The organism is Collinsella sp. AF11-11, assembly GCF_003465485.1.
In the GTDB taxonomy this organism is placed as follows: domain Bacteria; phylum Actinomycetota; class Coriobacteriia; order Coriobacteriales; family Coriobacteriaceae; genus Collinsella.
This window is the reverse complement of record NZ_QSAS01000012.1, coordinates 1-23,799: the sequence shown is the minus strand read 5'-3', so window position 1 is coordinate 23,799 and position 23,799 is coordinate 1. Positions and strand designations below refer to the sequence as shown.

General features: G+C 58.0%; 21 protein-coding genes. 10 read left to right on the top strand and 11 right to left on the bottom strand.

Annotation, left to right across the window (positions count from 1 at the left end):
• The first annotated feature begins 146 nt into the window (after positions 1-146).
• Positions 147-1,169, top strand: coding sequence for a YafY family protein (locus DWV58_RS07685; protein ID WP_117776720.1), 1,023 nt, complete (start codon positions 147-149; stop codon positions 1,167-1,169).
• Positions 1,156-2,073 carry a YafY family protein gene (locus DWV58_RS07680; RefSeq protein ID WP_117776719.1) on the top strand — a complete coding sequence of 306 codons (918 nt, stop codon included), beginning with the start codon at positions 1,156-1,158 and terminating at the stop codon, positions 2,071-2,073. The genes DWV58_RS07685 and DWV58_RS07680 overlap by 14 nt, the downstream gene beginning before the upstream one ends.
• Here DWV58_RS07680 and DWV58_RS07675 read toward each other — a convergent pair.
• Both DWV58_RS07675 and DWV58_RS07670 read right to left on the bottom strand, forming a co-directional pair.
• Positions 2,070-4,964, bottom strand: a complete 2,895-nt coding sequence (locus DWV58_RS07675) for a helicase C-terminal domain-containing protein (protein WP_117584019.1) — start codon at positions 4,962-4,964, stop codon at positions 2,070-2,072. The two genes, DWV58_RS07680 and DWV58_RS07675, sit on opposite strands and share 4 nt — an antisense overlap.
• A complete protein-coding gene (locus DWV58_RS07670; RefSeq protein WP_117776718.1) occupies positions 4,958-5,923 on the bottom strand; it encodes a D-alanine--D-alanine ligase in 966 nt (321 codons plus the stop codon). The genes DWV58_RS07675 and DWV58_RS07670 overlap by 7 nt, the downstream gene beginning before the upstream one ends.
• A gap of 85 nt (positions 5,924-6,008) precedes the next feature.
• Here DWV58_RS07670 and rlmN point away from each other — a divergent pair, with 85 nt between their 5' ends.
• Entirely contained in the window at positions 6,009-7,061 is a 1,053-nt protein-coding gene (rlmN, locus tag DWV58_RS07665; RefSeq protein ID WP_117776717.1) for a 23S rRNA (adenine(2503)-C(2))-methyltransferase RlmN, read from the top strand.
• A 199-nt stretch (positions 7,062-7,260) separates the two neighbouring features.
• Here the strand turns inward: rlmN and DWV58_RS07660 are convergent, their stop codons facing one another.
• The 9 genes from DWV58_RS07660 to rpmH all read right to left on the bottom strand — a co-directional run bounded on the left by DWV58_RS07660 (position 7,261) and on the right by rpmH (position 12,300).
• Complete coding sequence (locus DWV58_RS07660) at positions 7,261-7,515, bottom strand: hypothetical protein (protein WP_022093798.1); 255 nt, start codon at positions 7,513-7,515, stop codon at positions 7,261-7,263.
• The gene (locus DWV58_RS07655; protein ID WP_199586040.1) at positions 7,505-8,410 is read right to left on the bottom strand and encodes a ParB/RepB/Spo0J family partition protein; all 906 of its coding nucleotides are present in this window, start codon (positions 8,408-8,410) and stop codon (positions 7,505-7,507) included. Before DWV58_RS07655 ends, DWV58_RS07660 begins: the two co-directional genes overlap by 11 nt.
• On the bottom strand, positions 8,403-9,203 hold the full coding sequence (locus DWV58_RS07650; RefSeq protein ID WP_117776716.1) for a ParA family protein: 801 nt from the start codon (positions 9,201-9,203) through the stop codon (positions 8,403-8,405). Before DWV58_RS07650 ends, DWV58_RS07655 begins: the two co-directional genes overlap by 8 nt.
• Before the next feature lie 134 nt (positions 9,204-9,337).
• Complete coding sequence (rsmG, locus tag DWV58_RS07645) at positions 9,338-10,003, bottom strand: 16S rRNA (guanine(527)-N(7))-methyltransferase RsmG (RefSeq protein WP_233540538.1); 666 nt, start codon at positions 10,001-10,003, stop codon at positions 9,338-9,340.
• A 168-nt stretch (positions 10,004-10,171) separates the two neighbouring features.
• A complete protein-coding gene (locus DWV58_RS07640; RefSeq protein WP_022093802.1) occupies positions 10,172-10,741 on the bottom strand; it encodes a R3H domain-containing nucleic acid-binding protein in 570 nt (189 codons plus the stop codon).
• A gap of 44 nt (positions 10,742-10,785) precedes the next feature.
• Entirely contained in the window at positions 10,786-11,556 is a 771-nt protein-coding gene (locus DWV58_RS07635; RefSeq protein WP_055251326.1) for a YidC/Oxa1 family membrane protein insertase, read from the bottom strand.
• Between the two features lie 29 nt (positions 11,557-11,585).
• Positions 11,586-11,810: a membrane protein insertion efficiency factor YidD gene (gene yidD, locus DWV58_RS07630; protein WP_022093804.1), complete on the bottom strand. Its 225-nt coding sequence runs from the start codon at positions 11,808-11,810 to the stop codon at positions 11,586-11,588.
• Complete coding sequence (gene rnpA / locus DWV58_RS07625; RefSeq protein WP_117776714.1) at positions 11,807-12,145, bottom strand: ribonuclease P protein component; 339 nt, start codon at positions 12,143-12,145, stop codon at positions 11,807-11,809. Before rnpA ends, yidD begins: the two co-directional genes overlap by 4 nt.
• 20 nt (positions 12,146-12,165) lie before the next feature.
• Positions 12,166-12,300 carry a 50S ribosomal protein L34 gene (rpmH, locus tag DWV58_RS07620; RefSeq protein WP_019127408.1) on the bottom strand — a complete coding sequence of 45 codons (135 nt, stop codon included), beginning with the start codon at positions 12,298-12,300 and terminating at the stop codon, positions 12,166-12,168.
• Between the two features lie 345 nt (positions 12,301-12,645).
• On the opposite strand from rpmH, the gene DWV58_RS07615 reads away from it, so the two are divergent.
• The 7 genes from DWV58_RS07615 to gyrA all read left to right on the top strand — a co-directional run bounded on the left by DWV58_RS07615 (position 12,646) and on the right by gyrA (position 23,780).
• On the top strand, positions 12,646-13,998 hold the full coding sequence (locus tag DWV58_RS07615) for an ATP-binding protein (RefSeq protein WP_117774222.1): 1,353 nt from the start codon (positions 12,646-12,648) through the stop codon (positions 13,996-13,998).
• A 15-nt stretch (positions 13,999-14,013) separates the two neighbouring features.
• On the top strand, positions 14,014-15,738 hold the full coding sequence (locus DWV58_RS07610; protein ID WP_117776713.1) for a DnaA ATPase domain-containing protein: 1,725 nt from the start codon (positions 14,014-14,016) through the stop codon (positions 15,736-15,738).
• A 238-nt stretch (positions 15,739-15,976) separates the two neighbouring features.
• A complete protein-coding gene (gene dnaN, locus DWV58_RS07605; RefSeq protein ID WP_022094338.1) occupies positions 15,977-17,080 on the top strand; it encodes a DNA polymerase III subunit beta in 1,104 nt (367 codons plus the stop codon).
• A gap of 9 nt (positions 17,081-17,089) precedes the next feature.
• Positions 17,090-18,196 (top strand): DNA replication/repair protein RecF, encoded by a 1,107-nt coding sequence (locus tag DWV58_RS07600; RefSeq protein ID WP_117776712.1) that lies wholly within the window; start codon positions 17,090-17,092, stop codon positions 18,194-18,196.
• Positions 18,183-18,746, top strand: a complete 564-nt coding sequence (locus tag DWV58_RS07595; protein WP_117776711.1) for a DciA family protein — start codon at positions 18,183-18,185, stop codon at positions 18,744-18,746. Before DWV58_RS07600 ends, DWV58_RS07595 begins: the two co-directional genes overlap by 14 nt.
• Positions 18,747-18,851: 105 nt before the next feature.
• A complete protein-coding gene (gene gyrB / locus DWV58_RS07590) occupies positions 18,852-20,882 on the top strand; it encodes a DNA topoisomerase (ATP-hydrolyzing) subunit B (protein WP_117776710.1) in 2,031 nt (676 codons plus the stop codon).
• A gap of 186 nt (positions 20,883-21,068) precedes the next feature.
• On the top strand, positions 21,069-23,780 hold the full coding sequence (gene gyrA / locus DWV58_RS07585) for a DNA gyrase subunit A (protein WP_199586042.1): 2,712 nt from the start codon (positions 21,069-21,071) through the stop codon (positions 23,778-23,780).
• The last annotated feature ends 19 nt before the right edge of the window (positions 23,781-23,799 follow it).

Sequence of the window (23,799 nt, the reverse complement as noted above, 5' to 3'; positions counted from 1 at the left end):
ACCGTATATAGTCGAAAGTATACCCCGAGCGAGCGCAAACGACCGAATTCGGGCCATCTTAACGCCCCGAGCGGACAAGGATATAGCCTAATCTCCATATCGGACTAAAATCATGGCAGCAAACCACCTTCTCATGCGAGGACTCTATGACGGCAAGCGACGCGACCGCGACAATTAAAAAGGGGAATTCGGAGCCCAGTTTCGATAAAACGGCTCAGCGCATCCTCAATCTTTTCTTTGTGCTCAACAGCTCCCCCGAACCGCTGACGACCGAGCAGATCGTCTTGGATTCTGACCTGGGATATGGCTCGGGCAATATCGACTCGGATAAGCGCAAGTTTCGGCGCGATCGTGACAAACTGCTCGAACGCGGCATCTTAATCAAGGAGGTTCGCCCCGCCGGCGCGCAGGAGACCGAGGAAAGCTCGTGGACAATCGACCGCGAGCACACGTTTGCGGCAGGCGGCCTCATCACCGCAGACGACGCCGATATCCTGCTCAACGCTATCGACCAGACAATAGCGGCCGGCTCATCCACTTTTGCCGCGCCGCTTGCCGATATTCGTTCCAAGATTGCCTACCTCACCGGCATGTCGGCGGTAGACGAAGCACCGATCCGCCGCTCTCCCACCGTCGATGCGGTATGGAGCGCCTTTGCCGAGCGATGCGCGCTGCGATTTTTATATCAGAACGGACGCGGTGAGCAGAAAGAGCGTACCGTCTGCGTCTACGGCATGTTCGAGCGCGAGGGCGTTGCGTACTTCTGCGGCCTCGACAATGCCACCGACGACATCAGGACATTCCGCTGCGACCGTATCGTTCGCGCTTGGCGCCCCTCGAAGGCCTACGTTATCCCTGCGGACTTCAACCTCAGCGACTACCTGTTCTTTGAATTCGATTTTGCCGACCGCCCGCCCGTTGCGGCTACGTTCTCGTTCGCCCCGCAAACGCAGATCGATATGATCAACGGCCTCACGCGCGGGCGAGGTGAGCTCGCACACACCGATTCGGGATGGACTTGGACCGTTGACGTGCGCGATCTTGAAGCCGCCGCCTCATTTTGCATGGCCCACGCCATGGACGGCATGAGGCCCATGGCCCCCAAATCGCTCAAGCAGGCGTGGAACCACCTCATTGAAAGGACGGTGCACGAGCATGCCCGTGCGTAAACTCACCAGCGAGCAGAGGCTCTCGCGCGCCATCGACATCATGGAGGCCCTCTACGCCGCCGGCGAGAGCGGCATGACACGAACTGAGATTTGCAGTCGCTTTGACATCACGGGAGTGTCGCTCGACGAGATTCTCGAGATCGTCTCGACGCTCGCGGACCGAGAATCGGGTGCGCGCATCATCTGCGAATGCCACGGCGAGCGTGTGATCCTCACCGGTGACGCCGGACGTGTGCTACCGCTGCGCTTGAGTACCGCCGAGGGCGCTGTGCTCAACCACGAACTTGAATCGTTGGGGATCGAGCCGCAGACGGCAGCTCGGATTCGACACGCTCTTCTACCCGAAGAGCTCGGCTATAACCAGCACGTCTTTGACACCGTCAACCACGGGTCGCACTGGCAGCAGCTGAGCTGCGCCATTCAGGACGGCGTTCGCTGTCGTATCTCGTATCGCTCGATGGACGATGCGCGGCCACGCGAGCGTCTGGTCGACCCCTTGCGCATTACAGCAAACGGCGACCAAACATATCTGATTGCCTGGGACATCGCGGTCGATGAGCAGCGCACCTATCGCATGGATAAAATCGAGGGACTCGCCTTGACGGAAGACTCCGTCGTGCCTCACGCACCGGACGTTGCATCCCTCCACGATTCCCTTGCCCGGACGCAGCGTAGCGCAAAGCTCTTGATGCCATTCGATATGGCGGAGCATCTGGACTGGGCCGGCATCACCCTAATCGAACGCAGCGGGACAGACATGGCAACGGTAACCGTACATTACGGCTCCGAGCGTTGGCTGCTGAGCCAGATAATCGCAGCGGGCGGAGCCATCCGCATCTTGGATGACCCCGCCCTGTCAAAGCGTCTGTGCGATATGGCAAAAACCCTCGTCTGTCCGCTTTAGCGCCGCCGCTCGTGGCGTGCACGCCACAGCTGTAGATAGTGCCCGATCTGCGCCGATTCGATGCGCTGGTAGGAGCTCGTGGGCAGCGACGTTAAGAACTTCTTGCCATAGCCCTTCGTCACCAGGCGAGGATCCGCCAAGATCAGCACGCCGCTATCGGTCGACGAGCGAATCAAACGCCCCGCGGCCTGCTTAACCTCGAGCACCGCCTCGGGCAGCGAATAGCGCGCCCATGCGCGGTCTTCGCGCAGGTTGCGCTCGCACGAGAGCGGGTCCGTGGGGCTCGAGAACGGCAACTTGGGAATGATGACGCAGCGCAGCGTCTCGCCGCTGGCATCAAACCCCTCCCAGAAGGCCTTGAGCGCAAAAAGCGACGAGGTCGGTTCGTTGATAAACCGGTCGCGCAGGCGACGAGGAGATGAGTTGCGCTGCTGGCAGTTGAGCTCCAGACCCGCACGGGCCATCTTGGGCTCAACGCGGGCGTATAGGTCCTCCATGTCGCGCCGATTGGTGAACAACGTGAGCACCGATCCGCCCATGGCAAGATGGGCGTCGACCAGTACGCGCTCGAGCGCCGTAAGATAGCTCTCACGATCGCGCGGATCGGGGATATCGCCCGCAACGACTACAGCCATGTTCGAATCGAAGTCGTAGCTCGAATCCAAGTGCAGCGATGACGACGTTGAAGCACCGATGCGATCAAGGCCGACCGCATGGTTAAAGTGCTCAAAGCTTTTGGACACCGTCATGGTCGCCGAGGCAAAGATAGCCGTGTGAACCTCGGGCAGCCACTCGGTTGCCAAGGCCTCGCCAATGTCGATGCGCTCTGCGGTCATCGACTCTCCGCCGGCACGCAGCCTGCGATTGACCTGCAGCGAATACACGTAGTGCTCATCGGTGCCATCAATGATGAGTTTGAGGTTCTCGGCCAGCTCGTGCAGGCGGCGCGAGATATCACCCAGGTCGACAACAACCTCGGGCTTGTCGGCGGCGACGGCTTGCACCAGCGCGTCGACGCTCTTGTCAGCTTGTTCCAATGCGTCGATGCCAGTGTAGGCCGACTGTAAGAAATCATGCCAGTCGTCTGATTCGCGCAGCTCGGGGCCAATCCATAGATTGGCATTGTCATAACCCCCACGCGCACGGCGGCCGAGCTCGCGAACGCCATCGAACACGTCGGCGATTGCCATGCTCGCGCGGGCAACCGTCGACGTCGCCTTGGCAGTAAGGCCCAGATAGAGCGTAGAGCCCTCGGAGGTTGCCAAATCACGGGAAACCTGGCTTAGCGCGCCGGTGCTCGAGCCACCCAGGCGCTCGAACAGGACGCGTGATTCGTCCGCCGACACCACGCGCGCCCACTGACGGCGCGCCTCGCGCTCGATGGAATGGGCCTCGTCGATTACCCAATGACGAATCGGCGGCAAAATCCTGCCCTCGGCCGCGACGTTGCGGAACAGCAGGGAATGGTTGGTGACCACCACATCGGCATGCGCCGCACGACGGCGAGCGCCATGGACCAAACATTTATCAGGGAAAAACGGGCAGAGGCGACGAGCACACTCGCGCGAGGCCGTCGTAAAGTCGGGACGGTTGACGCTGCGCCACCGAATGCCGAGCGAGTCGAGGTCGCCATCGGCTGATTGGCAGACGTACGCCATAATGACCGCGACCGCCGTGAGCGTGTCCGCCGGATCGCGCTTGGTGGTAATCTCGACCTGGCCGCGGCTCATGCGCTCAAGCTTGCGCAGGCACGGATAGTGGTCATACCCCTTGAGAGCGCAAAATGACAGACCACCGTCCAGTTGCTCCGCAAGTTTTGGCAGCTCATGGTACATAAGCTGGTCGGCAAGATTGTTCGATTTGGTCGCAATACCAACCGTGATGTTGTTACGGCGTGCTGCCTCGGCAAAAGGCACCAGATAGGCCATCGATTTGCCGACGCCGGTGCCTGCCTCAATTACTCGATGAGTGCCCGTGACCAGCGCATCGCGGACCTCGAGCGCCATCGCGATCTGCTCATCACGCGGCTCGTAGGTGGGATACATGCGATTGACCAGGCCACCTGGCGCATAGTCTGCCTCGATCTCCTCACGACTCGGCATCTTGAGAACCGGCAGTTCATCGGCGTCCACCCGATCGTCGGCGCGATCGGCCTTGAGAACGTCAGCACGAGCGGCGCTGAGAGAGAAGATGGAACCAGGGTTCTGCCCTGCCAAGAATGAGAAGATAGGACGATAGGACCAAGGCACGTCCAGATGCATGTCGGCTAGGCGCGCCATGAAGCCCTGGGGCAAGTCGGTGAGCGCCACGAGCAACACGCGCCATACGCCACACAGGGCGTCGACGTCGGCATTGGCACGGTGTGATACCGAGTCGCAGCCAAACAGATCGGCCATAAAAGACAGCTTGTGCGAGGCCAGGCGCGGAAGCGCGATGCGCGACAGCGCCAGCGAATCGATCCAAATATCGCTCACGTTGACGCCGCCTTTGACCGACTCGATAAACGAGCGGTCGAACGTGGCGTTGTGTGCGATCACCGGGCAGCCACCGACAAAATCGGCGAGAGCGGCGACGGCCTCAACCGCCGACGGGGCATCTGCAACATCGGCATTTGTAATGCTCGTGAGCTCGGTAATCTCGGCGGGAATCAGCTGCCTGGGATGCACGAAGGTATCGAAGCGGTCGATGACCTCGCGGCCCGAAAGACGGGCCGCCGAGATCTCGATCAGCTCGTTGTCCTGCACCGAAAGACCCGTGGTCTCGGTATCGAGGATAATCACATCTTCCTCGATAAGGCCGAAGGACTGCGTTTTGGCGCGGTCGGCAAGCGTGGCATAGGAGTCGATGACAAACTGCGGCGTTCCTGACGAAACCGCGTCCTCGATTAGCATGCAATGCCCGCTCGACGAAGGCCCATACGGATCAGGCTGTCACAGACCTGCGGGAACGTCATGTCGTCGGTGTGGCGGATCTCATCCGGATACAGCGACGTATCGGTCATGCCGGGAATGGTATTGGTCTCGAGGATAACGGGGCCGTCCTCGCTCACAATAAAGTCGCTGCGCGAGATACCCAGGCAACCGAGGGCCTTGTGAGCGGCACAGGCAAGTTCCTGAGCGCGAGCGTAATTCTCGGGTGAAATCTGCGCCGGAATGCGATGGATATCCGTAGGGTCGACATACTTCACGTCCAGATCGTAGAACTCGCAGTCCTCGGGCTTACGAATCTCGACAATCGGCAGGGCGCGCACGTCATCTTCGCCGTATACGCCGACGGTGACCTCGGTACCCTCGATGCACTTCTCGACCAGCACTTTGTCGCCGTACTCAAACGCCTTGGCGATTGCCGCGGGCAGCTCGGAGGGCTCATGGACCAGGGAAATGCCATAGCTGGAACCGTTGACGGCCGGCTTCACAAAGCAGCGCTCGCCACAAACCTCGACGATATGATCGATATCGACTTCGTCGCCCACCTCGAGCGCAAGGCCGGGGGCAATGGGAATGCCCGCCTTGGCGTATAGGAGCTTAGAGACCTCCTTGTCGGCACCGCAGGCGCTGGCAAGTACGCCCGAGGCCGTGTAGGGGATACCCAGGGTCTCCATGGCACCCTGCATGGCGCCATCCTCACCGCCGGCGCCGTGCATGGCGATAAATGCCACATCGAATCCGCCGGTCGCCATGGTTACCATAAAGTCATCAGCGGCCGTGTCAAGCAGCTCCACCGAGGTGTAGCCGGCCTCCTTCAGTGCCACCACGACGTTCTTTCCCGAATTGAGCGAAATCTCACGCTCGGCGGAATGACCGCCCGCCAAGACCGCTACGTGCATGTTCTCTAGGCTTTTACCCGGCATGGGCAGACTCCTCCTCTATAATTTCTGCAGCTGATACCATATTGTAGCGATACCCTCTACGTTTCCCCAAAATCGAAAGGCTTCCATGAATCCCAGGACTAAATCTCAGGACATTCGCGACTTGAGCCAAAACGATATTCGCGAGCTCGTGGCCGAACTTGACCAGCCCGCCTTCCGCGCGAAGCAGCTCATCGAATGGGTCTTTGAGAAGAACGTTTGTTCGTTTGACGATATGACCAACCTTCCCAAGGCTTTCCGTGAGCAGCTTAAAGAGGCTTTTGCCTTTGATACGCCGACTGAACTCACCAAGCAGGTTTCCAAAGATGGCTCGCGCAAGTATCTGCTCGAGTACCACGATGGCATTTCCGTCGAGACTGTCGGCATGCCCCGTCGTAACAAACTTTCCGTCTGCGTTTCCACCCAGGCAGGCTGCGGCATGGGCTGCGCCTTTTGCGCTACCGGTCTCAACGGCCTCAAGCGCTCTCTGACCGCTCAAGAGATCGTCGACCAGGTGCTTCATGTATCCAACGACTTTGGCGAGCGTGCCACAAGCGTTGTCTTCATGGGCCAGGGCGAGCCGTTTGCCAACTACGACGAGGTTCTCAAGGCACTGCGTATCCTCAACGACCCCGATGGCATCGGTATCGGCGCTCGTCACCTCACCGTCTCTACCAGCGGCGTTATTCCCGGTATTCGCAAATTTGCCGATATCCCCGAGCAGTTCACTCTTGCCGTTTCCCTGCATTCCGCCATCCAGTCGACGCGCAATAAGCTCATGCCCGGTGTTAAGAAGTACACGCTGCTTCGCCTTCACGAAGCGCTTCAGTTCTACACCGAGAAGACTGGCCGCCGCCCGACCTATGAGTATGCCATGATCGAAGGCGTCAACGACACGAATCCCGAGATGCAGGCACTCTGCGACTTCTGCGAGGGAACGCTGTGCCACGTTAACCTGATTCAACTTAACGACATCGAGGGCAGCCCGCTCAAGCCGTCGCCGATTCATAAGGTTGAGGATCTTCAGCGTCGTCTTGAGTCCCGTGGCATCGAGACCACGATTCGTAACTCCCGTGGTAACGATATTGACGCCGCTTGCGGACAGCTGAAACAGCGCTTCAAAGTTCAGAAGAACGCATAGGGGAGTCGCACTCCAAAACGTTTCATGTGAAACATCGAACGGCCCCGGTTGCAGGATATGCAACCGGGGCCGTTTCATTTATTGACCTCAATTTTGAATCAGTTGCTTCCTGTCCCATTTTTTACGGCCAAAATAAGGGGCCCTTGTCTCATGAATCAGACAAGGGCCCCTTAGAATATGCTGAGTAATTGTTAGGTACCTAATAGCCTACATTTTCCCATTGGTTGCTAACCCAACCTTGATTAATCTTAGGATTTTTCGTTACCTGAGCAGTGCGCATGGCAACATCTTCTGTCATAACATCCATTTTCTTCTTGGACGTATCAACGATATCTTGCGCGCCACGAAGCAAACGACCTCGAAGTTCATCGTCTGTCGCGATCTTATATCCAGCAAAGGCACCAGCCGCGACAGTCGTCGCCAATGCAATTGCAGTTAGAATCTTATTCCTCATCTTGGCCTCCTTGATCAAACTGAATCATTTCACCAAGAATACGAGAGAGCTCTTCTTCGTCTTTAAACTCAATCTCAATCTTATTCTTTCCACGCGAGCTCTTCACACGCACGTTGGTATTAAACACCTGACGAAGTACACGCGCGGCCTTTTTAAAAGACTGAGGCGTTGCAGGCCGCGGCGCCTTAGGTGTCTCTCCGGCAGAAAACAATGGAGCAAGATTTTCTGTCGCTCTTACGGAAAGGCCCTCCGCAATAACCTTCTCTGCAAGTCGAATTCGAGCATCCTCATAGGGAACTGCAAGAATCGCACGTGCGTGACCAGCAGTAAGTTTACCCTCAAAAATCATCTGCTGAACAACTTCAGGGAGATCGAGAAGGCGCAGCGAGTTTGTAATTGCAGAGCGTGACTTACTTACAGCCTTCGACAATGCCTCCTGGGTCATACCGCTGGCATCGATGAGCTGGCGATATCCCTTAGCCTCTTCAACGGGATTCAGATCAGAACGCTGAAGGTTCTCGATAAGAGCAAGAGCCAGCATCTCTTCATCATTAACATCTTTAATGATGACAGGCAGCTCCTCAAGACCAGCAAGCTTTGACGCCTGGTAACGACGCTCTCCAGCGATGATCTCATAGCCGTTTCCATTCTTGCGAACCAAAAGCGGCTGCAAAACGCCATGTTCTTGGATTGACTCGCTCAACTCACGAAGTTCAGTTTCGTTAAAGTGAATTCGCGGCTGATTAGGGTTAGGAACGATATCTTCAATAGGTAGTTTTGTTTCAGATGCAGCATTTGAAGCAGGTGCAGACGAACTACCGGTCTCATACTCGGCCTCAGAGACCAAAGCATTGAGTCCACGCCCCAATCCGCCACGTTTCTTTACACTAGGCACGCTTGATCACCTCTTTTGCAAGGTTCATATACGCTTTTGCACCCTTATTTTGAGGTGCATAGGTAATTACTGGCTCTCCAAAAGACGGAGCTTCGGAGATTTTAACCGTACGGGGGATCAGCGTCTTAAACGCCTTGTCCCCAAAGTACGATTGAACCTCCTCAACAACCTGATTCGATAGAGAAGTACGCGAGTCATACATGGTCATAAGCACACCATAGGTGTCTAAACTCTTGTTCAGACGTGATTTGACCATCTTCATTGACTCAAGCAGCTTCGTAACGCCCTCGAGTGCGTAATACTCGCACTGGATTGGAATCAAAACACTGTCTGCTGCGGTCAAGGCGTTGATGGTAAGTAAGCCGAGCGAAGGAGGACAGTCAATGAAAATAAAATCGAACTCGTCCTGAATCGGCTCAAGCAAATCTTTGAGGCGGGTTTCACGAGCAATTGCGCTTACGAGCTCAATTTCGGCGCCTGCAAGCTGAATTGTAGCCGGAATTACAAATACCTTTTTGCAATTTGTATCAAGAACAAGCGATTCTGCGGGCACATCATTCAGCAATGCATCATAGATGCATTGATCAAGGTCTTCTTTTTCAATTCCAAATCCACTGGTGCTGTTTCCCTGCGGATCAAAATCGACAATCAGTGTCTTACGACCCTGCTCACCCAGTGCTGCTGCAAGGTTTACAGCCGTTGTTGACTTACCGACGCCGCCTTTTTGATTGATGATTGCAATGATACGCGTGTCTTTTGCGTTCTTAGAACGCTTAACGTCGCGAAATCCCACGGTCCCTCCTGGTGTGTATTAAAGCTGTCAAACGGAGGATGTTTCACGTGAAACATTCCGATTCGATATCAACTGCCATGTTTCACGTGAAACACTGCAAGTTGTTAGTATCCATTATGTTTCACGTGAAACATCTAGGCAAGCGGATTCTTCTTTGCCATGCCATTTGCACGAGGCAATGAAACAGATGCTGGATGACTCTTCTTAAGAACAATGAACTCCCTGTGGCCCAAGCCCTCAGGCAAATCGATTGCGTCATTCAGAAGCAAAGTGAAGCCACAAATCTTAGCTGCTGACATGCCAGAAGCAAGCTCCTCATCCGAAGGATTGCCCTTGGTGATAACAAATAGCCCTCCATCCTTGAGGAACGGAGCTGCATACTCAACAAGAATCGGTAGAGGAGCCAGTGCGCGGGCAGTTACGACAGAGAACTGCTTCTTATGGCTTCGAGCATATTCTTCAAGACGATCATGGACCGCATGAGCATGTTTCAACCCAAGAGCATGAACAAAAGAATTGACGGCATCAACCTTCTTACCAACAGAGTCAATATAAGTAGCTTTACGATGCGTGGTTATGGTTAACGGAATACCAGGGAAGCCCGCACCTGTCCCCATATCGAGCAAAGCTCCCTCAGGAGCCTTATTGATATAGGGGAGCAAAACAAGTGAGTCGAGGATATGAAGTACCGCAGCATCTTCTACGTTAAGAATACGGGTGAGATTAGTTGTCTTATTTGTTTCCAGAACCAAATCCAAATGCTGAATACATTTCCTCAGCTCAACATCAGATACGCTCAAGGAATACTCTTTGCAATAGGAAGTTAGACGAGTCAACATCTCGTCAGCTTGCTGATCAGTAAGTACTAACAACGAAAGCTCCTTTCTGACAAAAATCAGTGTATCGAGAACTTTTGACAAAAAAAGGGGACGTGGAAACCACGTCCCCTTAGCATAAGCTCGAGCAGATTATCGAGCAACAATCACCACATGGCGATCAGGGTCAGAACCCTCAGAATGAGTATCGACGGCATCATTGCCACGAAGTGCAATGTGAACCAGTCGACGCTCATAGGCATTCATGGGCGGAAGCGAAACACTCTTATGAGTGCGGATGGCACGCTCGGCTGCAGACTGAGCCATGGAGGCAACCTTGTCCTGACGGCGGCTCTTGTATCCCTCGACGTCCACTACAACCGGATACCTAAAGCCAAGCTTGCGGCTCACTAGCAAAGAGAACATAACCTGAAGGGCATCAAGGGTGCGACCATGACGGCCAATGAGAACAGCAAGGTCGGGAGCCGTTACATCCAGAATCAGCTCACCCTCGTCGCCCTCATACTCATCGATAGGAGAGTTGGCGGCATCGAAGTGCGAAAGGATGGAACGCAGGATGGAAATCGCGACATCGGCAATGGTGTCGAGCTCCTCGTCGGTCAGCTCTTCACCGGCCTTGTAGCGCTGTGCAATCTCGGGATAATCGCCCGCGACCTGCGGGGCAACCTCCTCAAGCATATCCTCGATGATCTCTTCAGACATAACGTACTCCAAAAGTTAGGTACCTAAATAAGATTGATATCCCGCTACTTCTTCTTGTGCGGGCGCGGCTTCTTCTCGCGACGAGTGACCTCAACCTGCAGCGGCGCGTTCTTAAGGCGCTCCTCCTCATCGGCCTTCGCCTTGTCGATGACCTTCTGCGTCACAAAAATCTGCTGGATAACCTGCCAAGCAGACGAGACGTCGTAGTACAGCAGAACACCAACGGGAAGGCTCCAGCCCATCCAAAGCATCATGACCGTCATGACAACGGCCATCATACGCATGCTCTGAGCCTGCTGGCCGGTCTGGTTGCGCGACATATAGAGCTGCGGAATCAGGGTCAGGACAGCGAACAGGATCAGGCAGACCAGCGCAGGCAGCGCGACCATAAAGCCATCGGCAAAGGAGGCACTCGGCGTGGTGGTCAGGTCGGGCAGAATATTAAAGAACGAGAACGTGCCGTCGTTAAAGTAGTCCGGCAGGTTACGCAGCAGCGTAAATAGGGCGAACAGGACAGGCATCTGAATCAACAGCGGCAGACAACCAGCCATCGGGTTGAACTTGTTCTCGCTGTAGAACTTCTGCATTTCCTCGGCCTGACGCTGGGGATCGTCGGCATAGCGCTCCTGGATCTCGAGCATCTTGGGCTGCAGCACCTGCATGCGTGCCGTCGACTTAGTCGACTTGAGCATAAGCGGCGTCAGCAGCAGACGGATGATGACCACCAGGATGATGATGGACAGGCCCCAGTCGACCGCAAAGGTCTGGATGAGCTTGAGCAGCTCGAAAAGGATGTTAACGATCCAATCCCACATGTAAGTTTTCCTCCGATAGCGAGTGCCCGCTAGGGCACAGGGTCATAACCGCCGACGTGCAGGGGATTGCAGCGAGCGATGCGCCTCACGGCAAGCCAGCAGCCTCTCAAAACACCGTACTTCTCAATCGCCTGGACGGCGTATTGCGAGCACGTTGGGTAATAAATGCAGGCGTCAGGCAATAAGGGCGAAATAACCTGTTGATATATGCGAATAGGAGCGATGGCAACACGTCGCAAAACGTGATTGCTCATCGCTCCTCCCCGGCAACGCCGGCGCGTTTCATAAGCGAACGCAATGCATTGTCCATCTCCTGAGGCGAAGAAACCCTCGTCTTGGGAGTTGCGAACAAGATGATGTCATAACCCGCAACGGGAAATCCACAGCTGCGGGCGGCCTCGCGCATCACACGCTTAGAACGGCTGCGCACGACAGCACAACCGAGCCGTTTAGCACCAACGAAGGCGACCCTTCCGGAGTCGCCTTCGCCAACCGATTCACATATGGTCATTCGAATCAGAGGGTGATTGAAACGACGCCCCTGACTGAACACATGCTCGAAATCTTGCCGAGACTTAATAGTCTTCATGCGAGATGTGTGTATCGCTGCTAGACAGTGAGACGCTTGCGGCCCTTGGCGCGACGACGGGCGAGCACGGCACGACCACCCTTAGTGGCCATACGGGCACGGAAGCCATGGGTCTTGGCACGCTTACGCTTATTAGGCTGATACGTACGCTTCATCTTAAGTTCCTCCTGCTGCATTTCGAGTGTCCGCGGGGGCGCGGACGCAGATATAGACACGTGAGCTTGAAGATTGTAGGGAAATCAATGTTCAAATGTCAAGAAATCAAAGGTAAAAGGTTGCGCAGTTCACACGGTTCCCCCATAAGCCGAGCTCGATTTAGCGGTGCATGGCAACTTTTCACGATATTTCATCGAGTTTTCAACAGGTCATGTTGGCAATGTTGAGAACTTTTCGTCCGTTTTCCAAAGTTTTCAACAGGTTTTGAAAAGTTGTCGAAAGATGAGAAACATTGCACGGTGAGCTACTATTTGTTCGAAACCTTTTGAAAGATTGCGAGCGGCATGTCTGACGACTTTTACACCATGGTCGATTCCGGAGACCCGGCACCCGACAACGAGCACATCACCGGCGTGCGCGAAGAGCGTGAGGAAGGCGAGCAGACGACCACGCAGGCGCCAAAAGCCATGTACGCCGCGCGGATCGCCGTCTATGACGATATGCTGTCGACACCGCGTGTGATCGTCATTGATCCGCAAGATGTCCGCACGTATTTGGAAGAGACGACCAACACCGTCTACCAGTGCATGAAAGAACAAGGTGGCCATATCTCGCTCATGGTCATCCGCGAGATTGTCGAAAACTTTATCCACGCGCACTTTGCCGAGCCCATCATCTCGATTCTGGACGGCGGAGACACCATCCGCTTCGCTGATCAAGGACCCGGCATCGACGACAAGGAGCGTGCTTTCGACTTTGGCGTTACCAGCGCAAACAGCAAGATGAAGCGCTACATCCGTGGAACCGGAGCAGGGTTTCCCATGGTGCAGGAGTATTTGGAAAACGCCGGCGGGGCCGTGTCCATCGAGGACAACATGGGCAACGGCACCGTGGTTACGGTAAGCCTGGACCCTAAACGCGTGCAGGAAATAGAGCGTGCCGGCGGACGCGGTGCTGCCGTGCGGCCCGAGACGGAGCAGCCCACATATCCCCTGCCGGGAGCTTTTGCGCAGCAGCCCATGGCAACGCAACAGATGCAGCCCCCCGTGGGACAGATGCAGCAGCCCGGAATGCTTCCTACACAAGAGCCCCAGGCGGCATCGATGTCGATGCCGCCAAACGCGCCAGAGGCCATGCCGCTGGCGGATCAGGATGCAGCAGCAATGCAGCAGGCGACGGGGGCACCGGGTGGCCAGCAAATGGGCTATCAGCCGTACCAACAGGGATATCCATATCAGCAGATGCCGCCACTGGGGTATGGCCAGCAGTTCCCGCAGCAGTACCAGCAGGGATATCAGCAGCCGTACCAGCAGATGCCGCAGCAGCAGTACAACCCCTGGGCCCAGCAGATGACTCCGCAGCCTTACCAACAGTGGCCTCAAAGTTTTCAACAGCAAATGCCACCGATGCAGAGTTCTCAACAACCAGCAGCTCAAATGATGTATCCTAATGCAGCAAATCAGTATGCGCAGCCACAACCGGACGTGTTCGTAAGCGATCGCGGCAACGCCGCGCTGGGCTATCTGGCGCAAAATCAAGCGTGCGGTGCTACCGATCTGGCGAGGGCGTTTGGAAACTCGGCCCCCACTTGGTCACGCACGCTCAATGACTTGGCGCAGGCCGGCTTGGTCATCAAGCATGGCCAGAAATACCATCTGACCGAACTCGGCGCCGCTCGCGTGCGAGCTCAGAGCTAAAGAACGGGAGAGACAGTGGACGAGGAAGCAAGCATCATCCTGGGGGATGCCATCGCCTTTTGCCAGCGCGACGGCCAAGATGCACGCCTCATCAACATGCTGGGGCAATCGCGCGCCATAAGCCTGACCGAAGATACGCTCACGATCGAGGCCCCCTCGCGCTTTGCCATCGCGCAGCTCAAAAAGCATCAGCCGACTATTGAGGCCTATCTGGAAGAAATCGCCTTTGCACCGATTGCGCTCGACATCGTGGCACCGCAAGGAGCCGTGGCGGGAGCCGCTGCTGCGACGGCGCCCGCCGCGGCTCCCGCTGCCTCCCCGGCGGTGCCGGCCTCCGCAGGCGACGTGCCGACAATCGAGCACCAGCACGGCGATGTTTCCCGTGAAACCATGGCACCGTTGCCGACCGCGGCGGCGACGTCAACGAACGCACCCGTCACGCACATGCCTATCGCTCACGACGCAGCGGCGGGCGCGGATTCGGGCATTGCAATCAAGAACACGCTCTCGGCCGATGATTTTCGTCGCATGATGAACCAGATGAAGGGCGGAGCGCCGACTAAGTCCACGCAAGCTGCGACCCCCGCTTCACCCATGCCGGCACCGACCGTACCGGCCGAGCAGAATGCGGATGGAGCCCCGCTCGCCGCGAACTCAAAATTTACCTTTGAGAACTTTGTCTACGGCCCCGAGAACAGCCATGCCTATCGCTCGGCACTCAAGTTTGCCGCCCTCGCGGACGAGCGTGGCACGTGCACATCACTGTTCATCTACGGCAAATCGGGCCTGGGCAAGACGCACCTGCTGCTTGCCATCAAAAACGAGCTCGCCGAGAAGTCGCCCGAGATCAAGGTCAAGTATGCCAACTCCCAGGCATATCTGGACGACCTGATGACCGAGTTCGACCGCCAAAAGAAGAGCAACGCCCCCATCATGCAGGCATACCACGGCGTGGACGTGCTCATCATCGATGACATCCAAAACATCATCGGCAAGCGCGCGAGCGTGGACTACTTTTTCCAGCTCATGGACGAGTTCATCCGCAACAACAAGAAGGTCGTCATCGCGGCAGACCGCGCCCCCAAGGACCTGAGCATGGACGAGCGTCTGACCAGCCGCTTCAACGCCGGCATGCTCTGCCTGGTCGCAGAGCCCAGCTACGAGATGAAATACAAGATCTTGCAGCGCTATTACGAGAACACCATCGTCGCCGCTCCCGAGGCAGGCGACGACTCGCTGCTGGCGGCCTATGGGGGCGACGGCGGGCACCTGACCGACGAGCACTTTAAACACATGGCAGAGGTGTCGGGCACCAACATCCGCGAACTCGAGAGCTTTTGCGAGCGCTGCGCCGGCGAGGCGGGCGACCGCGAGCGCGAGGGCGGGGAGCTCACCTTTGACGATATCGACGCCATCGCCAGCCAGTACTTCGACACATCGGCCAAAAAGATCAACGTCCAGACGGTTCAGTCCGTCATCGAAGAGCAGTACGGCGTGACGCACGAGGAGCTCATCGGCCCGCGTCGCAACGCCAATATCGCCAAAGCACGCCACATTGCCATCTATCTGGCCATCGAGATGTGCGAGATGACGACCACGGCGGTGGGCGCCGAATTTGGCAATCGCAACCACTCGACCGTCAGCACGAGTTACAAAAAGGTCCAGAAGATGATCCAGGAAGACCGCACCGTCACCGAAGACCTCAAGTCGCTGCGCGATAAAATTACACTGCGCTCGTAGGGAAATAGAGACACCTGTTGAAAACTTGTCGAAACCACGGGCATAAGGTGTCTAAAACCCAATCCGCGGTGATGAAAAGTTTTGCGCAGGTTTTGAACGTGGAAAACCACCCTTGTTGCACACAGGTTGCTGTCGATTCTCTTTCTAGGTCTGACCTGCGTCTTTGGGAGTAATCAACAGTTTCGTCAGTGCTATTACTATTATTAAGATATTTATATCTATAGAAAGGTATTAAAAGATGAAGTTCACCGTCAGCCAGAGTTCGCTTACACAAGCCATCGGCGTCGTTATGAAGGGTGTCGCTTCGGCATCCACCCTTCCCATCCTGTCGGGCGTGCTCGTTAAGGCCCAAGACGGCATCTTGGAATTCCAAACCTCTAACTACACCATCTCGATCCGTCATCGCATCGCGGCGCATGTCGAAGAAGAGGGCGAGATGGTTATCCCCTGTAAGATGCTCTCCAATATCACCAAGACCCTCCCCGATGCCCCGGTCACCTTTGAGCTGTCCGAGCGCCAGGTGCTGATTGGTTGCGAGAAGAGCTCTTTCCGCCTGAATACGCTCGATGCCAATGACTTCCCCGAGTTTCCGGCCTATGCCATCGAGAGTGCCGTGGAGCTGCCGACCGATATCTTGTCCGAAATGGTCGGCCGCGTGTGGCGCGTCACCTCGACCGACAAGGCCCGCCCCATCCTGGGTGGTGTGCACATGAAGGTCGAGAACAACACCGTGCGCCTGGTGGCGACCGATTCCTTCCGCTTGGCCGTGTGCGATACGCAGGTCGAGACCTCGACCCTCGAGGGCTCCTTTGAGCTCAACGTTCCGGCTGACGCCTTTAACGACGCACTGAACATCATGGCCAGCCAGGCGACCATCATGATCGGGGCCACCGACACCCAGGTCGTCTTTGAGGCCGGCAACACCACCTACGTGTCGCGCCGCATCGAGGGCGTGTACCCCAACTACAAGCAGCTCATCCCCGATTCGTGCGTGACGAGCGTCAAGATCGACGTCGCCGCCTTTAACGCCGCCCTCAAGCGCGTGGCCGTTATCGCGAGCGCCAACCCCGCCGTCAAGTTCGAGATCGATGTCGAGAACGGACAGATGGGCCTGTCCTCCATTTCCAATGACCAGGACCTTGCGCAGGAGACGATCGATGTCGAGGCCGAGGGCGAGTCGGGTACTATCGCCTTCAACTACCACTACATCTTCGGCTGCCTCAATGCCCTGTCCAAGGAGAAGGAGATCACGCTGGAGCTCAAGAGCTACTCGCAGGCGGGCATCTTCAAGTCCTACGACAAGATCAACTACCTGTACCTGGTCATGCCGGTCCGCATCTAGCGCTGCGCCATGACCATGTTCGCCCGCGATCTTTCCGTCGCGCACTACCGCAGCTTCGATAGCTATCGCCTTGCCCTGGATGAGGGCGTGACGATACTTGCGGGACCCAACGCGGCGGGAAAGACCAATCTCATAGAGGCGCTGCAGCTGCTGACGAGCGGCGCCTCGTTTAGGCATCCGACCGCAGCCGAGCTCGTCCATGACGGCGTGGGCTCGTGCAAGATCGAGCTGAGGCTCGAGGGCGACGGCCGCGTGCTTGATATGGGATTGAGCGCGGAGGACGGTAAGCGCTCGTTTAGTCGCAACGGCAAGAGATGCTCTGCCGCCGGTGTGCGCGGGATTCTGCCGAGCGTGCTGTTTTGCCCCGACCATCTGGACATGGTTAAGCGAGGCGCCAGTGTGCGCCGCGCCGCCCTCGATGACTTTGGCATGCAGCTGAGCGCGCGTTATGCCGATCTTGCGAGCACCTATGGGCGCTGCGTGACCCAGCGTAACGCCCTGCTCAAGGAGACCTGGTGCTGTCGCGAGATGCTCGGCGCGTGGAACGATTCGATTGCTCGCGCGGGCTCGGCCCTGCTCGTGCACCGGTTGGCCCTACTCGACCGGCTGGCGGGCCATGTGCACACTGCCTACGGGCAAGTGGCGTCCGGCGAGGCTGTCAACGTGACCTATGCGTCCACGCTGGGGGATTTGCCCCAGGTCGAGGATCGCGAAGAGCTGAAGGGTTGGGCGTACGAGCGCATGCTGGCCGCCCTTGACGAGCATGCCGACGAGGAAATTCGCCGCGGCGTGACGTTGGTGGGACCGCATCGCGACGAGATCGAGTTCACCGTGGCGGGTCGCTCCGCCCGTTCATTTGCCAGCCAAGGACAGCAGCGCACGCTGGTACTGTCCTGGAAGGTGGCCGAGGTGGCCGTGGCTCGCGATGTCCTGGGCACCGCCCCACTGCTGCTTCTGGACGACGTGATGAGCGAGCTCGACGGCGAGCGTCGCGGCGCTTTCCTGCGGCTGATCGGCGATGATATCCAGACGGTCATAACCACGACCAACCTGGGGTACTTTACCGATGACCTGCTTGATCGAGCCAAGGTGGTGAGCATGGGTGAGACGTGCTAATTACGAGCGCGAGAGCGAGACAGTCGCCTTCAGCGGGTTTTTGAACGCAGAGCGCCAGCGCATCCTGGCGGCTGCAACGCCTAAGCGCCGTGCGCAGATGGAGGCCGCCGAGGAGTCGCGCACGGTCTATCGCGCATGGAACGCGGTGTGCTCGGGCACGCGCGAGGGGCGGCATGTGACGGGACTGCGTTACCTGCCCGAGTCCAATGAGCTGCTGGTGTATCTCGACTCGCCCTCGTGGACGCAGGAAATGACGCTGTTGCGCGAGATCATCCGCGCGCGCATGGAGCGCGCCGGTGCGCATGTGGACGGCCTGGTGTTCAAAACCACCGCGCCCGGTCACACGCCGCCCGCCGCCAAGGAGCGCCTGCGCCCGGCGACGACCGAGCGACCGCCGGCCCCGTATGCCGACCTAAGTGAGGCCGAGCGCACCGAGATTGAGCGCCAAGTGGCGCCCATCGAAGACCAAAAACTGCGCGAGGCCCTCGAGAATGCCATGAGAGCCAGTGCCGAGTGGGCCAAGGGCGTGCAAAGCAAAAAAGAGCCTTAAATCGCATCTGGTGGCCTTGTAGAGCCAAATACCCTCGTTCCCGATGGTATTTTTTTACGATAAACTAGTAAGGCTGTACACATTTTCTTGACTGAAGGAGGACGTGTGGCAAACGAAAACGATTACGATGGCGGCGAGATTAAGATTCTCGAAGGTCTCGAGGCCGTTCGTAAGCGCCCGGGCATGTATATCGGCTCGACGAGCGCCAGCGGTCTGCATCACCTGGTGTGGGAGATCGTTGACAACTCCGTCGACGAGGCCATGGCCGGTTTCTGCACCGAGATCCAGGTGACGGTCCACGCCGACAACTCCATCACGGTCGTCGACAACGGGCGCGGCATCCCCGTCGACGAGCACCCTGTTAAAAAGATCCCGACGCTCGAGGTCGTCATGACGATCTTGCACGCCGGCGGTAAGTTCGATAACTCGGCCTATAAGGTCTCGGGCGGCCTGCACGGCGTGGGCATCTCCGTCGTCAACGCACTGTCCAAGCGCGTGGTCGTTCAGGTTCGCCGCGATGGCAACACCTACGAGATGGAGTTCTCGCGCGGCAAGACCGTCAAGAAGATGGAGGTCGTGGACACCTCGGATTCAACGGGCACCACCGTCACCTTCTGGCCCGACGACGAGATCTTCGAGACCTGCATCTACGATTTCGATACGCTGCACAACCGTCTGCAGGAGACGGCGTTCCTCAATAAGAACCTTAAGATTGTGCTGACCGACGAGCGCGAGGCGACTCCCCACGTGGAGGAGTTTTGCTACGAGGGCGGCATCATCGACTTCGTCAAGTTCCTCAACGAGGGCAAGGACGTCCCCGAGGCCTTTAAGGAGCCCATCTACATCGAGGGCAAATCGGATCCGGACGCGCCTGTGACCAAGATGGGCGAGGTCGAGGTTTCCCTGCAGTGGAATAGCGGCTACGGCGAGAACGTCATGTCGTTCGCCAACGACATCTACACTCCCGAGGGCGGCATGCACCTTGAGGGCTTCCGCACCGCGCTCACCCGCGTAATCAACGATTACGCGCGCAAGCAGAACCTGCTCAAGGAAAAAGACGCCAACCTGACCGGCGACGATGTGCGCGAGGGCCTTTCGGCCGTTATCTCGGTCAAGCTGCCCGATCCTCAGTTTGAGGGCCAGACCAAGGCAAAGCTCGGCAGCTCCTATATGCGCGCGCTCACGCTCAAGATCGTGACCGACGGCCTCGCCGATTACCTCGAGGAGCATCCCAAGCCTGCTCGCGAGATCGTCAAGAAGGCGCAACAGGCCTGCAAGGCGCGCAACGCCGCCCGCAAGGCGCGCGAGGCGACCCGCCGCAAGAGCCTGCTCGAGACGGCATCCCTGCCCGGTAAGCTCGCCGACTGCTCGGTGCGCGATGCCGAGCTGACCGAGCTCTTCATCGTAGAGGGCGACTCGGCAGGCGGTTCGGCCAAGGACGGCCGTCGCCGAGACATCCAGGCGATTCTGCCCCTGCGTGGCAAGATTTTGAACGTCGAGCGCGTTGGTGACCATCGCGCGTTCTCGAGTGACACCATCCAGTCGCTGATTACCGCGATCGGCTGCGGCGTCACGACGAGTGCCGGCGACGGCGGCGACTTCGATATCACCAAGGCGCGCTACCACAAGATCATCATCATGACCGATGCAGACGTCGACGGTGCGCATATCCGCATCCTGCTGCTGACGTTCTTCTACAAGTACATGCGTCCGCTGATCGATGCCGGCTACGTCTATGTTGCCTGCCCGCCCATCTTTGGCATTAAGGTGCGCAACAAGATCCACTACGTGTATCCCAACGGCCGCCAGCCCGAAGACGAGATCCTGCGCGACACCATCCAGAGTCTGGGCCTGAACCCCGACGACAACGACGAGGCCGGCAAGGCCAAGGATGGCAAGATCACCAAGAAGCGCAAGGGCTATACCGTCCAGCGCTACAAGGGCCTGGGCGAGATGGACCCCAAGCAGCTTGCCTCGACGACGATGGATCCCAAGACCCGCATCCTGCAGCGTGTGTCGATCGAGGACGCCGTGGTGGCGGACCGCGCCGTGCGCGAGCTGATGGGTTCCGAGGTCGGCTATCGCCGCGAGTACATTGAAAAACACGCGCACGACGCGCGCTTCTTAGACGCCTAACCTGTTCGGCTTTCCCAGCCACCGCACCTTCGCCCTCAATCGTCGGTCGCGTACCCAAGTACGCTTCCCTCCTCTTTCGAGCGAATCTGCGGCACCTGGAAAAGCCGTCTCCGTGGCAGGATGATTAATGGACCACGCAAACCATGAGGAGGTAACGTGGCAGACGATATCAACAATAACGAGGGTATGGGCGAGGCCGGCGATGCCGGTATGCCCGATGATCTGAAGCGCCTGCTTGCCCGTGCTGAGCAGGGCGAGGACGGCGATCCGGACGCCTATAACCCCGATGCCGATGATGAAGAGGAAGAGGACGACGACGGTGAGCTCGAGGAGAGCTTTGGCGAAGTCGACCGTGGCGCCTCGGCCGGCGAGGATATCAACGGCGGCCAGCTCCAGATTTCGGAGTTTGGCCGCGAGATGAAGCAGTCATTTATCGAGTATTCGATGTCGGTCATTACGGCGCGCGCCCTGCCGGACGTGCGCGACGGCTTAAAGCCGGTGCACCGCCGCATCCTGTACGCGATGAACGAGAGCGGCATCTACCCCAACCGCCCGCACAAGAAGTCGGCCTGGACGGTCGGCGAAGTTATCGGTAAGTACCACCCGCATGGCGACTTCGCGGTCTATGAGGCCATGGTCCGCCTGGCGCAGTGGTTCTCCATGCGCACGCCGCTCATCGACGGTCACGGCAACTTCGGTAACATCGACGGCGACGGCGCGGCGGCCATGCGTTACACCGAGAGCCGCCTGGCAAAGCCCGCCATGGAGCTCCTGCGTGACTTGCAGAAGGATACCGTCGACTGGCAGCCCAACTACGACGAATCGCTCGCCGAGCCTCAGGCGCTGCCTGCGCGCTTCCCCAACCTGCTGGTCAACGGCAGTCAGGGCATCGCCGTCGGCATGGCCACCAATATCGCCCCGCATAACCTCACCGAGGCGATCGAGGCAACCTGCTACCTGATCGATAATCCCGACGCCACTGTCGACGAGCTCATGCAGATCATGCCCGGTCCGGACTTCCCCACCGGCGCCATCATCATGGGCAGTGCCGGTATTAAGCAGAGCTACGAGACCGGCCGTGGCTCCATTACCGTGCGCGCCAAGGCTCACGTGGAGTCCACCAAGACCGGCCGCAGCCGCCTGGTCTTTACCGAGATTCCCTACATGGTCAACAAGGGCACCCTGCAGGAGAAGATCGCCCAGCTCGTCAACGACAAGCGCATCGAGGGTATCTCGGATATGCGCGATGAGTCCAACCAGAAGGGTATCCGTCTGGTCATCGAACTCAAGAAGGGCGTCATCCCGCAGGTCGTGCTCAACAACCTGTACAAGTACACCTCGCTGCAGACGACCTTTGGCGCCAACAACCTGGCGCTTGTCAACGGCGTTCCCAAATGCCTGAGCCTGCGCGAGATGCTGCAGCACTACATCGACCACCAGGTCGACGTCGTCACCCGCCGCACCCGCTTCGACCTTAAGAAGGCCCAGGCCCGCGCGCATATCCTTGAGGGCTACCTGATGGCCCTTGACCATATCGACGAGGTCATCAGCATCATCCGCTCCTCGCAGACCGACTCCGAGGCCAGCAGCCGCCTGATCGAGCGCTTTGGCTTTACGCCCGAGCAGACCACGGCCATCCTCGAGATGAAGCTGCGCCGCCTGACCGGCCTGGAGCGCGACAAGATCCAGGAAGAGCTGGACGGCCTGCGCCGCGCCATCGCCTACTACGAGGACCTGCTGGCGCACGAGGAGAAGATCCTGGGCGTCATTAAGGAAGAGATGCGCGAGATCTCCAAGAAGTTCGGCGATAAGCGCCGCACCGAGATCAGCCATGTCGAGAAGGACCTGGACGTCGAGGACCTCATTGCCGATGAGGACATGGTCGTGACCATCACCCACACCGGCTATGTCAAGCGCATCCCGGTGGCCGCCTACCGCGCCCAGAAGCGCGGCGGCAAGGGCGTGTCGGGCGTCAACCTCAAAGAGGACGACGTCATCGACGAGATGTTCATCGCGTCCACGCACGAGTACGTGCTGTTCTTCTCGAACAAGGGTAAGGTCTATCGCCTGAAGGTGCACGAGCTGCCGGTGGGTACGCGCCAGGCGCGCGGTACCGCGATCGTCAACCTGCTGCCCTTCGAGGAGGGCGAGAAGATCGCGAGCGTCATCAGTTGCCGCGAGTTCCCTGCCGACGAGTACCTGATGTTTGCCACCAAGAGCGGCATGGTCAAGAAGACCGTAATGAGCGCATATGACCGCAGCCGCCGCGACGGCCTGATCGCTATCAACCTGCGTGACGACGACGCGCTGCTGAACGTGCGCCGCGTGCGCGAGGGAGACAAGATTATCCTGGCCACCACCGCGGGCAAGGCGATCATGTTCTCCGAGGAACAGGTGCGCGCCACCGGCCGCGATACCAGCGGCGTTCGCGGTATCGGTATGAAGGACGGCGTGAGCGTTCTGGGCATGGAAGTCACTAACGGCAACGGCGATCTATTCGTCATCACCGAGCGCGGCTACGGCAAGCGCACGCCGGTCGCGGACTACCCGGAGCAGAATCGCGGCGGCCAGGGCGTCTACACCATCCAAATGACCGAGCGTAAGGGCAACCTCGCGGCCATGAAGACGGTGGGCCCGCAGCACGAGCTGTTCATCGTGACGGAGGGCGCGACGGTCATTCGCGTCAAGACCGACGAGATCAGCCAGACCGGCCGCGCCACCCAGGGCGTCAAGATGATGACCGTCGACGACAACGACCGCATCTGCGCCGTAGCCCGCATGACGGCCGCCAAGGAGAAGCCCGAAGGTGAAGCCACAGAAGACGGCTCTGCCCCCGAAGAAACCCCTGTCGATCTAGGCGACGGCAACGACATGCCAGAGGATCTCCTAGACGAGTAAGAGGAACTAGCTGGTAAAA

What these genes read in the sequence shown, in the direction of transcription:
- DWV58_RS07635 (WP_055251326.1), bottom strand. Translation starts at nt 11,556, where the DNA reads ATGTGGGATTGGATCGTTAACATCCTTTTCGAGCTGCTCAAGCTCATC.
- DWV58_RS07685 (WP_117776720.1), top strand. Translation starts at nt 147, where the DNA reads ATGACGGCAAGCGACGCGACCGCGACAATTAAAAAGGGGAATTCGGAG.
- DWV58_RS07680 (WP_117776719.1), top strand. Translation starts at nt 1,156, where the DNA reads ATGCCCGTGCGTAAACTCACCAGCGAGCAGAGGCTCTCGCGCGCCATC.
- DWV58_RS07615 (WP_117774222.1), top strand. Translation starts at nt 12,646, where the DNA reads ATGTCTGACGACTTTTACACCATGGTCGATTCCGGAGACCCGGCACCC.
- yidD (WP_022093804.1), bottom strand. Translation starts at nt 11,810, where the DNA reads ATGAGCAATCACGTTTTGCGACGTGTTGCCATCGCTCCTATTCGCATA.
- gyrA (WP_199586042.1), top strand. Translation starts at nt 21,069, where the DNA reads ATGGGCGAGGCCGGCGATGCCGGTATGCCCGATGATCTGAAGCGCCTG.
- rpmH (WP_019127408.1), bottom strand. Translation starts at nt 12,300, where the DNA reads ATGAAGCGTACGTATCAGCCTAATAAGCGTAAGCGTGCCAAGACCCAT.
- DWV58_RS07660 (WP_022093798.1), bottom strand. Translation starts at nt 7,515, where the DNA reads ATGAGGAATAAGATTCTAACTGCAATTGCATTGGCGACGACTGTCGCG.
- rlmN (WP_117776717.1), top strand. Translation starts at nt 6,009, where the DNA reads ATGAATCCCAGGACTAAATCTCAGGACATTCGCGACTTGAGCCAAAAC.
- dnaN (WP_022094338.1), top strand. Translation starts at nt 15,977, where the DNA reads ATGAAGTTCACCGTCAGCCAGAGTTCGCTTACACAAGCCATCGGCGTC.
- rnpA (WP_117776714.1), bottom strand. Translation starts at nt 12,145, where the DNA reads ATGAAGACTATTAAGTCTCGGCAAGATTTCGAGCATGTGTTCAGTCAG.
- DWV58_RS07640 (WP_022093802.1), bottom strand. Translation starts at nt 10,741, where the DNA reads ATGTCTGAAGAGATCATCGAGGATATGCTTGAGGAGGTTGCCCCGCAG.
- DWV58_RS07670 (WP_117776718.1), bottom strand. Translation starts at nt 5,923, where the DNA reads ATGCCGGGTAAAAGCCTAGAGAACATGCACGTAGCGGTCTTGGCGGGC.
- DWV58_RS07600 (WP_117776712.1), top strand. Translation starts at nt 17,090, where the DNA reads ATGACCATGTTCGCCCGCGATCTTTCCGTCGCGCACTACCGCAGCTTC.
- DWV58_RS07675 (WP_117584019.1), bottom strand. Translation starts at nt 4,964, where the DNA reads ATGCTAATCGAGGACGCGGTTTCGTCAGGAACGCCGCAGTTTGTCATC.